Here is a 14,038-nt window from a genome sequence, read left to right on the forward strand (position 1 = left end):
CGCGCCCGCCGGAGCGGAAGGAACCGCCACGAGAGCGCGGTGTGGGCCGGGCTCAGGCCCGGGTGGGCTCCTGGCGGGCGGTCTGGCCCCGGCCCTTCGGCTTGGCGAAGCCGGCGAGGGCCTCGATGAGGGTCCGCACACCGAAGCCGGTGCCGCCCTTGGGCACGTGGGGCTGGTCCTCCTCGACTGACGCCGGCCCGGCGATGTCGAGGTGGACCCACGGCACGTCGCCGACGAACTCCTGCAGGAACAGCCCGGCGGGGAGGGCACCGGCGTGCTTGCCGCCGATGTTCTTGAGGTCGGCGATGTCGGAGTCGAGCATCTTGCGGTAGTCGCCGGGCAGCGGCAGGTGCCACACCGTCTCCCCGGCCCGCCCGGCCGCCTCGCCGACGGCGTCGACCCAGCCGTCGTGGTTGCCCATGAGGCCGGCGATGGTCGGGCCCAGGGCCACCAGGCACGCCCCGGTGAGGGTGGCGAGGTCGACGATGGCGTCGACGCCCTCCTCGGCGGCCAGGGAGAGGCCGTCGGCCAGCACCAGTCGCCCCTCGGCGTCGGTGTTGAGCACCTCCACGGTGGTGCCGTTGCGGATCTTGAGGACGTCGCCGGGGCGGATGGCGCTGCCGCTCGGCATGTTCTCGGCCAGGCACAGGAAGGCGGTGACCGCGACCTTGGGGGCGAGGGCGGGCAGGATCGACATGGTGGCGAGCACGGCGGCGGCGCCACTCATGTCGGTCTTCATGGTCATCATCCCCTCGCCCGTCTTGAGCGACAGCCCGCCGGAGTCGAAGGTGATGCCCTTGCCCACCAGGGCCACGTGGCCGCGGGCCTTGCCCTCGGGGGTGTAGGTCAGCTTCACCAGGCGGGGCGGGTTGTCCGAGCCCTGACCGACGCCGGCGATGCCGCCGAGGCCCATCTTCGCCGCCTGCTTCTCGTCGATCACCTCGACCTCGATGCCCGCGGCGCCGGCCGTCTCGACAGCGATGTCGGCGAAGGCGACGGGGGAGAGGTGGCCGGGCGGGGTGTTGACGAGGTCGCGGGCGAGCGCCACGCCGCCGGCGATGGTGGCGCCGCGCTCGACGCCGGCGGCCACCGGCTTGCCGCCCTTGCCCACCACGGTCACGGCCTCGATCGTGCAGGCGTCGGGGTCGGACTTGAAGCGGGTGAAGCGATAGGCGGCCAGCGCCGCGCCCTCGGCGACGGCCTGGGCGGCCGAGCCCCGGTGCAGCTCGGCCGGTGCCGCGTCGAGGACGAGGGTGGCCACCGAGGTGCGCTTCCATGCGGCGCGCACGACCGCGGCGGAGGCACGGCGGAGGACGTCGAGGGTGAGCGCGGAGGTGTCGCCCATCCCGACGGCGATCACGCTCGGGGCGTCGTCGTCGCCCAGGCCGGCCACGAGGGCGGTGGCGCCGACCTTCGGGTCGAACGACTCGGCGACGAGGCGGGCGATGAGAGCGTCGACGTCGACCCCGGCGGCGGCCGCCCCGCCGCCCACCACCTCGGGCCCGTTGCTGCCCTCGGCGACGGGGACGCCGACGACCTCGGCGTCGTCGGGGACGGCGTTGGCGGCGGTGATCGTGATCGGCATCAGCTCTCCCGGGAGTTGGTCAGGTTGGTCTGGTCCTTGCTCAGCACGGCGCCGCCCTCCTGCCACCGGGCCATGGCCCACAGCAGCGAGGAGAGGCGGTTCAGGTAGGGCACCACCGACGACCCATCGGCCGCCGCCGGCACCGCCGCCCGCTCGGCCCGGCGCACGACGGTGCGCGCCACCTCGAGCAGGGCCGAGGTGCGGTTGCCACCGGGCAGGACGAAGTCGGTCGGCATCTCGAAGCGGGTGGCGAGGTCGTCGGTGCGGGCCTCGACGGCGAGCACCATCTCCGGCGTCACCAGCGTCTGGCCGGGGGCCAGCTTGCGGCGGTTCTCGACCGCGGTGGCCAGCTCGGCCATGAGCACGTAGAGGTCGCGCTCGACGTGGAGGCACAGCTCGTCGAGCTCGGAGCCGGTCTCGGCCTCGGCTCGGGCCAGCCCGATGGCGGCCTGGGCCTCGTCGACGGTGCCGAACGCCTCGGGGGCGGCGCTGTCCTTGCGCACACGACCGCCGAAGAACAGCCCGGTCGTGCCGTCGTCGCCCTTCCGCGTGTAGAAGCTCACCCCGCCGACACTACCGAGGCCGCCACCTCCGGGTCCCCGAAGCGGTGTGGGACGGGCGGGGGGCGCTGTCTGATGCCGGTTTCTTCCGCTTCGGCACCTCGGAGGGCCTTCAAGCGACAGAAACCGTCATGAGACCGGTGGGCGGGCAGCGATGGCGGCGCGCACCACCCCTGCGGTGTCGGCGGGGTGGCAGGTCACGTCCTCCCAGGTGAAGCGGAGGACGGTCCAGCCCAGCGTCACCAGGGCGTTCTGGCGGCCCCGGTCGTGCTGGAAGGCGCGGCGGTCGTGGTGGTGCTCCCAGCTGTCGAGCTCGATGAGCACGCGGTGCGACGGGTACGCGAGATCGGCCCGGGCGATGAAGCGACCGCCGGCGTCACGAACCTGGTGCTGACGGATGGGATCCGGCAGGCCCCCGGCGCGGACGCATTGCACGAAGAGCGTCTCGAGCATGCTCTCCGTCGGTGGACCCGGAGGACGCCGATCGAGGACGAGTCGGAGCTGCGGCGGGCCGCTCCGGCCGCTGCGGGCGAGGGCCTCGATGCGCCATCGCAGTCGGGGGAGGGAGGTGAGCCGTCGGCGCAACGCCGACTCGAGCGCCTGTTCCACCACGTCGAGGGAGCACACCGCGCCCAGGTCGCAGAGGGTTCGCGTGGCGTCGGTCGTCCGCAGCCCGCCGACGACGATGACCTCGTGCGACGCGAGGTCGGCGCTGCGGTGGACCCCATCAGCGCGCAGGTGGGTGGAGGGTGGGACCGTCACCTCGGCGTGGGACCCGTCGACCCCGTCCAGCTCGAGGACGCGGGCCGCACCCCGATGCGACAGGACGGCGGCTGGGCAGGCCAGCAGGATGGCCGTGGCCGCGGTGAGCTCGTCGGCGAGGTCGGGGAGCTGGTAGACGCCGGCGTGCCGTCGCTCGAGCCGGCCCGATCGCACCCGTCGGCTGAGGGCCGCTGGGCTGGCGCCGGCGGCTCGCGCCTGCGCCAGGGTGACGCAGCCGTGCTGGCGCCGGGCCACCCGACGCAGCCCATCGTCGATGATCGCCCGTGCACCCACTCTCGTGGCGGTTCCTTCCGCTTTGGGGCGGCGCGATGGCGCTGGACCGTGAGGAAGCGCCATGAGAACTGGTGTGGTGGCGCTGGGGCTGGGGAGAGGCGACCCTGCGCCCGGTGCCGAGGGGGAGGCGCCGGGCGCAGGGTGCGATCAGGCGGCAGCCGGACCGTCGGGCCTGACCGGTTGGTCGGCGTCCGCCGGCGAGGTGGGAAGCGCCCGGACGGTGAGGCTGTCGTCGGGCACGCTCGCGGTCGCGGTCGCGGCCGAAGCCGGGACGCGCGCCGTGCTCGCCGCGGGGCTGGCCTCGCTCGCTGCGCTCGCCCTGCTCGCTGTGCTCGCCTCGGTGCTCGCCTGGCTCGCCTCGGTGCTCGCTGTGCTCGCGGTGCTCGCGGTGCTCGCGGTGCTCGCTGTGCTCGCCTCGGCGCCGGCCTTGCTCGCCTTGCTCGCCTTGGCGCTGGCGGCGGCGCGGGCGTCGCAGTGGCGGTCCCACGCCCAGCGGGCGGACTCGTGGCAGAGCGAGGGGTGGAAGCGCCAGCGCAGCAGCTGGCGCTCGGTCTCCTCCAGGGTCTCGCCCAGCTCGAGGAGGGAGAGGGCGAGGCGGCGGGAGCGCCGGCGCATCTTCTCGAGCGGGGGCGTGGCCAGGTCGGCCTCGACGTGGCGCTGGTGGGCGAGCTGGACCGACTCGGGCAGGCGGACCAGCTGGCGCCGGGTGAGCGGCGGCAGCCGCCGGCGCACCGCCAGCATGTCGTCGCCGTCGGGATGAGCCAGGTCGAACTGCACACAGCGCCCGAGGGCCCGCACGAACGGGGAGTGCCGCCCCTCGCCGCCGAGGCCGAGCGAGCGGGCGGTGTCGCCGAGGGGCAGGTCGAAGCCCTCCGGTGCCTCGTCGAGGCCGGCGGCCAGGCGACGGATCAACCAGGTGGTGCTGGGGCCGAGGACGCCCAGCCAGAAGGTCTCGACGTAGGCCGACCGCGGATCGTGCCCGACGGCATCGATCACGGGATCGGACCAGGCCACGATGCGGAGGTGGTCGGTGGTCGGCTCGGGCAGGGCGGCACGCATGGGGTTCCTCCAACGGCGGTGGGGGCGAGGCGGCGGGGAAGCGGCGTTCATGTCATTTCATGTTCTTCTAGTGCTGACCATGCCACCGGTCGCCGTCGCCGTCAAGGGGTCCGTCGACCCCCTGCTTGCCCGACCCCCTGCTCGCCCGACCCCCTGCTCGCCCGACGGCGGAGGGTCAGCTGCCGTCGCCCATCTCCTCGATCTCGCGGCGCACCTCGTCCCAGGCGGTGTCGTCATCGGCGTCGCGGATCTCGTCGCAGAGGCTCTGGAGCCGATCGGCACCGGGGTCCTCGGCCTTGCGGAGCTCCTGGAGGGAGTCGCGGCACTGGGCGAGCAGCTCGTCCCGGGCCTCGTCGTCGCCAGTCGCCGCCTTGTCGATCAGGCGCTCGGCGTTGGTCCGCAGGCTGGCCCACGCGTCGTTGGCCACGTCCCGCAGGTCGTCGCCGACGTCCTCGAGGTCGTCTGTGGTCACGTCGGCGTCGCCGTCGCCGTCGTCGCCGCAGCCGGCAAGGAGGCCCAGGGCCAGCATGAGCGTCAGCAGGGTTCTCAGCAGGTTTCTCATGGCTCCGCGCTACCCGCCCACAGGCTCCGCAAACGCGACGAGCGGGCGCGGGGCGCCTCTGCGATGCTCGACGGATGGACGGTGAGGCGACGGAGCCGGACGACCACGGCGTGGACGAGGCGGCGCTGGCCCGGGCGCGGGCGCTGGTGGACGGCGCCGAGAGCATCACGGTGCTCACCGGCGCCGGCATCTCCACCGACTCGGGGATCCCCGACTTCCGGGGTCCGAAGGGGCTCTGGACCCGCAACCCCAAGGCCGAGGCGACCTCGAACATCGCCTACTACGTCCGCGACCCCGAGGTGCGGCGGCTGGCGTGGCGGAGCCGCCTCGACTCGACGGCGTGGTCGGCGGAGCCCAACGCCGGCCACCTGGCCCTGGTTGCGCTCGAGCGGCGGGGCACGCTGCGCGCCCTCATCACCCAGAACGTCGACGGGCTGCACCATGCCGCCGGCAACGACCCGGACCTGGTCATCGAGGCCCACGGCACCATGCGTCGGTGGGTGTGCCTCTCCTGCGACGCGGGCGGCCCCATGGCCGAGGCCCTCGACCGGGTCCGCCTCGGTGAGGACGACCCGGCCTGCCGGGCACCGGTCGGGTCCGACGGCGAGGCCTGCGGGGGCATCCTCAAGTCGGCGACGGTCTCGTACGGCCAGCAGCTCGACCCGGTCGACCTCGAGCGGGCCGACGAGGCGGCGGCCGACTGCGACCTGTTCCTCGCCGTCGGGTCCACCCTCTCGGTGTACCCCATCGCCCAGGTGGTGTCGGTGGCCCACCACCACGGGGCGCCGGTGGTGATCGTCAACGCCCAGCCGACGCCCTACGACCCCATCGCCGCCGAGGTGCTGCGGGGCCAGATCGGCCGGGTGCTCCCGACGCTGGTGGGCGTCTAGGAGAGCCGCCGTCGCTCAGGGCCCTCAGGTCCGGATCAGGGCTCGCTCAGACGGTGGGGGTGCCGGCCGCCCGCCACAGGAAGGTGACCGACTGGCCGCGGGTGACGCCGCTCATGGGGTTGAACTGGGTGGGCGTGGCGCCGGTGGTGATGCCCTGCTCCGCCGCCCACGCCACCGCCGGCTCGTAGTAGGAGCCCGCCTCGACGTCGGTGAAGGGGTGCGAGCCGGAGGCCGGCTGGCCTGCCGCCCGCCACTGGAAGGTCACCATCTGGGCCCTGCTCACCGTCAGGTGGGGCCCGAAGGTGGTCGGCGAGGTGCCGGTGGTGATGCCGGCCGTCGATGCCCAGGCCACGGCCTGGTCGTAGTAGGAGCCGGGGACCACGTCGGTGAAGCCGTGCGTGCCCGACGTCGGGCTGCCGGCGGCCCGCCAGAGGAAGGTCACGGCCTGGGCCCGGGTGACGCCCCCGTTGGGGCTGAAGGTGGTGTCGGTGGTGCCGGTGGTGATCGAGACCTTCCACGCCCAGTCGACCGCGCCGTAGAAGTAGGCGTCCTGGGCCACGTCGGTGAAGGTCGGGTGGGTGGGGCTGACGGCGGCAGTCTCGGCCAGGGCCGGGCCCTCGAGGAAGTTGAAGGTGACCCAGATGGTCGAGCCGCTCAGGACCACGCCGACGCCGAGGCGGTTGTAGCGCCCGACGACGTTGTCGTAGTGGGTGGGCGAGTCCATGAAGGCTTGGTGGAGGGTGGCCACCGACCCGCCGCGACCCACGTTCTCGCCGATGCGGGTCCACTCCGTGGTGACGCGGGCCTCGACCTGCTCGAGGAGGTCGGGGCGGTGGTGGAGGTGGGTGGTCGACATCACGCCCGACCAGTCGTGTGCGATCCCGGCCATCCCGGAATCGGCGTCGAGGGCCGCCAGGCCCCTGGCGGTGCGCTCGTCGTTGAGGAGGGTGAAGAACTCGTGCTCCATCTCGGAGGCGGTGGAGCTCTGGGCCTCGGCCACGGTCGTGTCCGCCCCCAGCAGGCCGGTGGTGGCGATGGCGAGGGTGGCGACGAGGACGAGCAGCCGCCGTGCGAGCACGTTGCGGGGGCTGCGGGCCAAGATCCTCATACAGTCTCATCGTCGGATTCGGCCACCTCCTTGAGTGGTGAGACGCCCGCTCTCGGTGGTTTCTGGGCCTGAGGGTCCGGGCTTGAGCAAATCCCGACCTACTGGGTAGGATTTGTGCCATGGCCAGCTTCAGGGACCTTCTCGCCAAGACCAAGACCGAGATCACCGAGGTCGACACCGAGGGGGCGGCGGCCGCCATCGCCGATGGAGCGGTCGTCCTCGACGTCCGGGAGCCCGACGAGTACGAGCAGGGCGCCATCCCCGGCGCCGTCCACATCGCCCGTGGCAACCTCGAGGCCCAGGTGGAGGACCGCATCGCCGACCGCGACGCCAAGGTCGTGGTCCACTGCGCCGGCGGCGCCCGCTCCGCCTTCGCCGCCAAGACCCTCGCCGAGCTCGGCTACACCGATGTCGTCTCCATGGCCGGCGGCTTCAACCGCTGGAAGGACGAGGGCCGCGACTGGAAGGCCCCGCGCACGCTCTCGGCCGAGCAGCGCAACCGCTACCAGCGCCACCTGCTGCTGCCCGAGGTCGGCCCCGCCGGCCAGCAGCGCCTGCTGGACTCCTCGGCGCTGCTCCTCGGCGCCGGCGGCCTCGGCTCACCCGCGGCGCTCTACCTGGCGGCGGCCGGCGTGGGCACCATCGGCATCATCGACATGGACGTCGTCGACGACTCCAACCTGCAGCGCCAGATCCTGCACAACGTCGACCGCATCGGCGACCGCAAGGTCGACTCGGCCAAGAAGACCCTCACCCTGCTCAATCCCGACGTCGACGTCGTCACCTACGACACCCGCCTCGGGGCCGACAACGTCCTCGACATCATCGACGGCTACGACGTCATCGTCGACGGCACCGACAACTTCCCCACCCGCTACCTGGTCAACGACGCCTCGCTGCTCAAGCGCATCCCCGTCGTGCACGGTTCGATCTTCCGCTTCGAGGGCCAGGCCACGGTGTTCCACCCCTACGAGGGGCCCTGCTACCGCTGCATGATCCCCGAGCCGCCCCCCGCCGAGCTGGCGCCGAGCTGCGCCGAGGCGGGCGTGCTGGGCGTGCTGCCCGGCATCATCGGCTCCATCCAGGCCATGGAGGCCATCAAGCTGCTCCTCGGCCTCGGCGACAGCCTGGCCGGCCGGCTGCTGGCCTACGACGCCATGGAGGAGTCGTTCCGGACCTTCAAGGTCAACCGCGACCCCGCCTGCGCGGCGTGCGGGCCCGACGCCGGCGAGATCGTCATCGCCGAGTACGACGAGCTCTGCATGCCCCACCCCACCCAGCCCCCCGTCGAGTAGGGGTTCGTTCGTCTGGCTGCTAGGAGCCTGCGAGGGCCTCCCGGGCACCGGCGGGGGCGTTGGTGGCGCGCCCGAGCACGCTGCGGGCCAGGTCGGTGAAGCCGAAGGCGGTGGCGGCACAGGCGTCGCGCACGGCCTGGTCCCAGGTGGGGGTGGTGGCCCCGGGGAAGGCCAGGTCGGCCGCCACGAAGTAGGCGTGGCCCCAGAAGAGCTGTCCGCCGTGGCCGGCCACCTCCACCGGCGCCGAATCGAAGAACTGCCGGTCGGGAAGCTCGACGGCGGCGGCGTCGGCGTCGGGCAGCCCGTAGTGGACGAGCTGCTGGAGCCGCCACAGCACGAAGCCGCGGGCGCGGAGGAAGCGGTCGACGTCACCGAAGAGGGGCTGGCCCTCGTAGATCTCGTTGAACTCGACCTCGACCTCGAGGAGGCGCACCCCCGCCAGGGTGGCCTCGGCGCCCTCGAGCACGCCGAGCTCGGAGCCCTGGGTGTCGAGCTTCATCACGTCGACCCGGTCGACGCCAGCGTCCCTCGACCACAGGTCGAGGGTGGTCATGGCGACCTCGGCGGTGCCGGCGGGGGCGATCACCGACAGCTCGGGACGCTGCCTGACCAGGGCTTCCACCGGCGGGTAGAGCGACGAGCAGGCCGGCTCGACGGTGAGGTGGAGGGTGGCGGTGTCGGCCTCCCGGCCCAGGGCGACGGGCTCGTAGACGACCCGTGGGCCCGAGGTCTCACCCTCGACCTGAGGTCGAGCCAGGGCGTTGAGGCGGGCGCACTCGCCCTCGTCGGGGTCGAAGCCGATGACCGAGACGTTGGCGCCGAACGGCGCCCACCGGTCGCCCACCCCCCACCGGGCCCCGACGTCGACCACCACCAGCTCGGTGGCGAGCCAGGTCCGCAGGAGGGCGGCGAGGCGGTCGGCGTCGGTGGGCACGGGGCGCGAGCGTAGGCGTCCCGCCGCCCGCACGGCGCCGTAGACCAGGAGCCAGACCTCGGCGCCACCGACCGCCGTGGGATGATGGCCCACCCCCTCATCCGCCGGAGACCGCCATCCTCACCGCGCTCCACGTCTGTGTGTTCGCTGCGCTGCTCGCCGTGCCCGGCGTGCCGTTGGCGATCCTCCTCGCCCGGGGTCACGCGCGGTCGTTGTCGAGCCTGCTGGTGCAGGGCCAGCTGCTCGGCCTCGGCCTGGTCCTGGCGGTGGCGCTCTCCACCGCGCACTCGGTGGGCATCAGCCGGGTCAGCGTGGGGCTGCCGGTGGCGGCGATCGCCGTCGCCGGATGGGTGGCGGTCGTCGTCAGCGGCCAGCTCCGGCCGCTTCCGCGACCCCGGCTGACGTGGCCGGGGGCGGCGATGGCCGTGGTGCTGATCGGCGCCCTGGCCCTGCGCCTGCACCCGGTGTACTTCCTGGCCCAGACGGCGGACTTCGGGGAGTACGTGAACCGGGGCAACGTCGTCGCCGATGGCGGTCCGTTCATCCAGTGGTTCCTCCAGCTGTTCAGCATCGCCCTGGCGCTGTCGAAGCTGGTGGTCGGCCAGGCCGCCGTGGTCGACCTCGTCCCCTTCCTCGGGATGCTCCTGATCGCCGGCCTCGTCACCATCGCCTACGAGCTGGGCTTCCGGCCGGTGGTGCGCACCGCCCTGGCGGCGGTCGTGGCGCTGCACGTGGGGCCGGTGTGGTTCTCGCTGCTGCCGACGTCGGAGTCGCTCTACGCCGTCCTGCTCGTCGCCCTCCTGCTGTTCGTGCTGCTGGCCCTCCAGCGCGGTCACCACGCCGAGGCGGCCGTGGCCGGGGGGTTCGTCGGGTTGCAGATGGTGACCAGGGGCAACGCCCTGCTCCTCCTGCCCGTCCTCGTCGTGGGGGTGGCGGTGGCCGCCGTGCTCGTGCCTCGCGACCACGCCCGGCGGCTGGCGACGTTCCTGGCCGCGGCCACGGTCGCCACCTACGTCGGGTTCGCCTACAACACCCGGTTCTCGCACCCGTACTTCGTCGAGCACAACCTGCGCAGCTACCTCCAGCGCGAGGTGGTCGACGTGGTGGAGGAGGTCGGCCGCGGCGCTGCCTTCGTCGTCGGCCTCGCGGTGGTCCTGGTGGCTACGGCCGCCCTCGTGGTGGCGCTCGACGGGCTCAACCGACTCATGGGCCCGCCCCGGTCGTCGCCGGTGCTGGCGGCGGTGCGCGTTGGGGTGGTGCCGGCCGCACTGGCCGGCTGTGTCGTCGCCGTGGTGGTGCTGGGCCCGGCCGGCATGGGCGCCGGCCTGGGGACCTACGGGATCGCCCTGGGCCTGGTGGCGGCCGCCGGGGCGGTGGCCGTGCTGCGCTCGCTGCCCACCGAGCCCGCGCCCACCCGGGCACTGCTGGCGCCGGCGGTGCTGGTGGCCGGGGCCTTCGCCGTGCTCTTCGCCTACCGGATCCCCGAGATGCGCGAGTCGTTCACCTACCTGTACTGGGAGCGCTACCTCTTCAGCGAGGTGTTCCCGGTGGTGGCCATCCTGTCGCTGTGGGGGCTGGCGCTCGGGGAGCGGGCGGTCCGGGCCGGCCTCCGGCGTCTCGAGGGGCGGCGGGGCGGGCGGGTCGTGGGTGGAGCCGTGGTGGTCGTGGTGGTCGTGGTGGCGCTCGCCGAGCTGACCGCCAGCACCGCCCTGGTGCGCCAGGACACCTACTTCGCCGGGTTCCACGACCACATGGCCGAGCTCGACCGGCTGACGACCGGCCCGGATGGCGAGCCCGAGCTGCTCCTCTTCGTGGGGATGCAGTCCGACCTGCCCGAGGGCTGGTTCCACCTCAACACCCACCGGGTCTTCTCCCTGCCGATGATCGAGTCGTTCGACCGGCGGATCCTCAACGGCCGCCAACCGGCCTTCCAGTTCGGCGACCGACCCGTCGACGTGGCCCGGGTGGGCGAGCTGCTGGAGGAGGCGGGTGAAGCGCGGGCGCTCGCGGTGGAGGTGGTGGCCCCCGGCGCCCACGCGGTGATCCGTCCCGGCGCCGGTCGCCGCGTGCGCGGCGTGGCGGTGGGGCGGCGGGTCGGGGTGGTGGAGGTCGAGCTGCCCGTGCTCGCCGATCACCCGCGTGGCGACCGGTCGTGGCGGCGCTTGCGGGTCGACCTGGTGGTGACCGAGGTGCGCCGGACCCGCTGAGCGACGTCGCCGGCGCCTCGCCCGAGGATCAGGAGCGGGCGGCCATCCGGGCTCCGACGACCTCGTCGAGCAGCTCGCGGTACCACGTCGAGACGTCGACCTTGTCGCCGAGCACGGCGGCCCGGCGCTCGGTCCACCGGTCCCTGGCGCCGGCGTCGTCGGCCAGGGTGATGGTGCGTTCGATGAGGGCGTCGGCCTCCGTCGGGGCGAACGACTCGACCAGGCCGTAGCGCGCCTCGAGGTCGACGAGGTAGGGGACCCGGCCGTGGAAGGCGCTGAGGTAGAGGGCAGGCGTGCCGAGCAGTGCCGCCTCGGCCGTCATGGTCTGGGAGTCGCCGACGCAGAGCTGGGCGAAGGCGAGGGCGTCGTGGAGCCGGTGCGGTCCCACGGGCAGGCGCAGATCGTCGAGCCCGGGCGGGAGTCCACCCTCCATGGAGATGAAGACCTTGCCCCGGGACCGCAGCTCCTTGATGATCCGGTCGCGGTCGCCGGGGGCGAGACCGGTGATCTGGCGGTCGTGGGAGGCGTGGAGAGCCACGATCCGCACGATGGAGAAGGGTTCGCCCGGCGCCACCCCCAGCTCGTCGAGCACCGCGGGGTCGGGCGTGAAGTGGTCGGGGTGCAGGTAGGCGAGCGCCTTGTAGCCGGGATAGGTGCGCTGCTTGGGCCCGAGGGGCGGCAGGCAGTCGGGGGTGGTGATGATGTCGGCGAAGGGGGCGGCGGTCTTCCAGTGGATGCCCACGGCGGGGCCGTCATCGGTGTCGAACACCCCGGGGATGCGCAAGATGGTCGCGGCCTGCACGCCGCTGGGGTTTCGGGTGAGGACGACGTCGGCGTCCATCTCCCTGCCTTCGCGCACCAGCGCCGTCACCCTGGTGACGAGCTCCCGGGCCTGGTGGAGGCGGCCGGAGCCGGCTCGCCCGACGATGCGGTGGGGGATCTCGAAGCGCTCGAGCAGGGCGCAGGTGACGTCCTTCTCCCGGGCGATCACCCGCGTCTCGTGGCCCTCGTCCTCGAGCTGGGCTCGCAGGTGGCGGTAGAAGTGGACGTGGGCAGGGTGAGCGATGTCGAACAGCACCCGCATGGGGCGGTCCATCAGGCGGCCGGCCGGTGGGCCACGTAGATGAGCGAGGGCAGCACGGGCACGGCCCGCAGCGCACGCTCGGGGGCGGTGAGCAGCCGCCGGGCCACGGGGCCTGCCGTCTCCACCTCAGCCATCAGGCGCATGGCCTCGATGGTGGCGTCCTCCCAGTCGAGGCCCGAGCCGTCGAGCAGGCGCCGCATCGTGGCCCCGCTGGGCGGCACCACGTCGTACCACTCGCCCTTGCGGGTGGCGCGCACGTAGCGGTCGGCCAGCGCCGAGGGCAGCCACGACAGCAGCGGGAGGTGGAGGTGAGGCTCGATCACCCTCCACCGGTTGGGCACCGCCACGTAGGCGACCCCGCCGGGTCGCAGCACCCGGCGGATCTCGGCGAGGTGGTGGGCCTGGTCATCGACGGTGCCCACGTGCTCGAGCACGTGGTTGGAGACCGCGGCGTCGAAGGCGGCGTCGTCGAAGGGGAGGGTGGTGCCGTCGACCTTGGTGAACTCGTAGCCGGCGGTGGACTCGCGCACGTCGTTGGCATCGACGGAGCGAACCCGGCCTTCGGGCCCCACGGCGTCGGCGAAGGCGCCCGCCATGTACCCCGAACCGGTGCCCACCTCGAGCAGGTCGGCGCCGAGGAGATCGAGGCGGCGGCCGAGCATCATCACGATCTTGCGCGACTTCTCGAGGCGAAGGCCGGCCTCGACGTCGTGGTGGGGACGGCGGGTGCCGTCGTCGTGGGAGGGGCCGTCCATCAGGGGATCTTCGCACCTGGGCCTGGGCCGGGCACGCCAGGGTCGGCGTCGCCGGCGTCGCCGGTGTCCGGGCGCCCGGTGGTGGCCAGCACGACAGCGCTGCAGAGGGCGAGCACGGCGTAGCCGACGATGCGGTCGACCGCTGCCATCAGGGCGCCGGCCGCGGCCGGGAGGCCGACGACGGCGCCTACGGCGGCGCTGAGCACTTCCCGGATCCCGATGCCGCCGGGGAAGATGCCCGCGGCGCTGGCGACGATGGCGGCGCCGAGGAGGGCGGCCGCCTCGGCCAGGCCGGCGTCGAAGCCGAGGGCGCGCAGGACCACCCAGGTGCGAGCGATCCCGACGGCCACCGAGGCCATCTCCACGGCCGCCACCCGGGGGAGGGCCCTGCGGGTGCCGGCGGTGCCCACCTGGCGCAGCAGCAGGATGACGGCGACCCCCCAGCCGACGACGCCGGCGGCGAGTGCCAGGCCGCCGACCAGCGCCTGCGCTGAGGGAACGAGCAGGGCACCGGCGACCAGGGCGCCGGTGGCGACCCAGGCGAGGCCGATCACCGCGGTGGCCGAGAGGGCCTGCCGGTAGCCGAGGCCGAGGCGCTTGAGGGCCTGGGTGCGCACCAGGGCGGCACCAGGGATGGGCATCACGTTGGCGGCACTGGCAAGGATGCTGACGCGCAACGAATCGGCCACGCCGGGGCGCACGCCGAGGAACAGTGCCGACACCGCGAACTCGGCGGCGTTGACCCCGAAGGTCACCAGCGAGAGGCCGGCGGCGACGAGCAGCCAGAGGTACCAGTCGTCGGCGAGGGGGATGCCGTCGAGGGCTCGGATGGCGAGCACCCCGCTCACGACGAAGACCGCCAGCGCCGCGCCGAGGAGGAGGCGCTGCGCCCGTGGCGAGCGGGCGGTGCCGCGCTCGCCCAGTCGGCTCAGCCGAGACACCG

The 14,038-nt window shown here is 73.6% G+C and carries 13 protein-coding genes; 3 read left to right on the forward strand and 10 right to left on the reverse strand.

What is annotated here, in order from left to right; translation table 11 throughout:
• Positions 1–52: 52 nt before the first annotated feature.
• The 5 genes from VMN58_01635 to VMN58_01655 form a co-directional block, all read right to left on the reverse strand.
• Positions 53–1,585 (reverse strand): leucyl aminopeptidase, encoded by a 1,533-nt coding sequence (locus VMN58_01635; protein ID HUF31892.1) that lies wholly within the window; start codon positions 1,583–1,585, stop codon positions 53–55.
• Complete coding sequence (locus tag VMN58_01640) at positions 1,585–2,148, reverse strand: cob(I)yrinic acid a,c-diamide adenosyltransferase (protein ID HUF31893.1); 564 nt, start codon at positions 2,146–2,148, stop codon at positions 1,585–1,587. The genes VMN58_01635 and VMN58_01640 overlap by 1 nt, the downstream gene beginning before the upstream one ends.
• Positions 2,149–2,274: 126 nt before the next feature.
• Positions 2,275–3,162, reverse strand: a complete 888-nt coding sequence (locus VMN58_01645; protein ID HUF31894.1) for a type IV toxin-antitoxin system AbiEi family antitoxin domain-containing protein — start codon at positions 3,160–3,162, stop codon at positions 2,275–2,277.
• A gap of 186 nt (positions 3,163–3,348) precedes the next feature.
• Positions 3,349–4,260 (reverse strand): hypothetical protein, encoded by a 912-nt coding sequence (locus VMN58_01650; GenBank protein HUF31895.1) that lies wholly within the window; start codon positions 4,258–4,260, stop codon positions 3,349–3,351.
• A gap of 175 nt (positions 4,261–4,435) precedes the next feature.
• Positions 4,436–4,822, reverse strand: coding sequence for a hypothetical protein (locus VMN58_01655; protein HUF31896.1), 387 nt, complete (start codon positions 4,820–4,822; stop codon positions 4,436–4,438).
• 74 nt (positions 4,823–4,896) lie between these two features.
• Here VMN58_01655 and VMN58_01660 point away from each other — a divergent pair, with 74 nt between their 5' ends.
• Positions 4,897–5,712, forward strand: a complete 816-nt coding sequence (locus tag VMN58_01660) for a Sir2 family NAD-dependent protein deacetylase (protein ID HUF31897.1) — start codon at positions 4,897–4,899, stop codon at positions 5,710–5,712.
• 46 nt (positions 5,713–5,758) lie between these two features.
• Here VMN58_01660 and VMN58_01665 read toward each other — a convergent pair whose 3' ends face one another.
• A complete protein-coding gene (locus tag VMN58_01665; GenBank protein HUF31898.1) occupies positions 5,759–6,820 on the reverse strand; it encodes an S-layer homology domain-containing protein in 1,062 nt (353 codons plus the stop codon).
• A 119-nt stretch (positions 6,821–6,939) separates the two neighbouring features.
• On the opposite strand from VMN58_01665, the gene moeB reads away from it, so the two are divergent.
• Positions 6,940–8,115, forward strand: a complete 1,176-nt coding sequence (gene moeB, locus VMN58_01670; protein ID HUF31899.1) for a molybdopterin-synthase adenylyltransferase MoeB — start codon at positions 6,940–6,942, stop codon at positions 8,113–8,115.
• Between the two features lie 19 nt (positions 8,116–8,134).
• On the opposite strand, the gene VMN58_01675 is transcribed toward moeB, so the two are convergent.
• Entirely contained in the window at positions 8,135–9,142 is a 1,008-nt protein-coding gene (locus VMN58_01675) for an FkbM family methyltransferase (GenBank protein ID HUF31900.1), read from the reverse strand.
• Positions 9,143–9,189: 47 nt separating this feature from the next.
• On the opposite strand from VMN58_01675, the gene VMN58_01680 reads away from it, so the two are divergent.
• Positions 9,190–11,256 (forward strand): hypothetical protein, encoded by a 2,067-nt coding sequence (locus VMN58_01680; GenBank protein ID HUF31901.1) that lies wholly within the window; start codon positions 9,190–9,192, stop codon positions 11,254–11,256.
• Positions 11,257–11,284: 28 nt separating this feature from the next.
• On the opposite strand, the gene VMN58_01685 is transcribed toward VMN58_01680, so the two are convergent.
• From VMN58_01685 to VMN58_01695, 3 genes are read right to left on the reverse strand one after another with little or no spacing between them, the layout of a single operon-like run.
• Positions 11,285–12,352: a DUF354 domain-containing protein gene (locus VMN58_01685; GenBank protein ID HUF31902.1), complete on the reverse strand. Its 1,068-nt coding sequence runs from the start codon at positions 12,350–12,352 to the stop codon at positions 11,285–11,287.
• On the reverse strand, positions 12,352–13,095 hold the full coding sequence (locus tag VMN58_01690) for a class I SAM-dependent methyltransferase (protein ID HUF31903.1): 744 nt from the start codon (positions 13,093–13,095) through the stop codon (positions 12,352–12,354). Before VMN58_01690 ends, VMN58_01685 begins: the two co-directional genes overlap by 1 nt.
• Positions 13,095–14,036, reverse strand: coding sequence for a lysylphosphatidylglycerol synthase domain-containing protein (locus tag VMN58_01695; GenBank protein ID HUF31904.1), 942 nt, complete (start codon positions 14,034–14,036; stop codon positions 13,095–13,097). Before VMN58_01695 ends, VMN58_01690 begins: the two co-directional genes overlap by 1 nt.
• Positions 14,037–14,038 lie beyond the last annotated feature (2 nt).

This window comes from Acidimicrobiales bacterium, assembly GCA_035512495.1.
GTDB lineage: Bacteria > Actinomycetota > Acidimicrobiia > Acidimicrobiales > CADCSY01 > DATKDW01.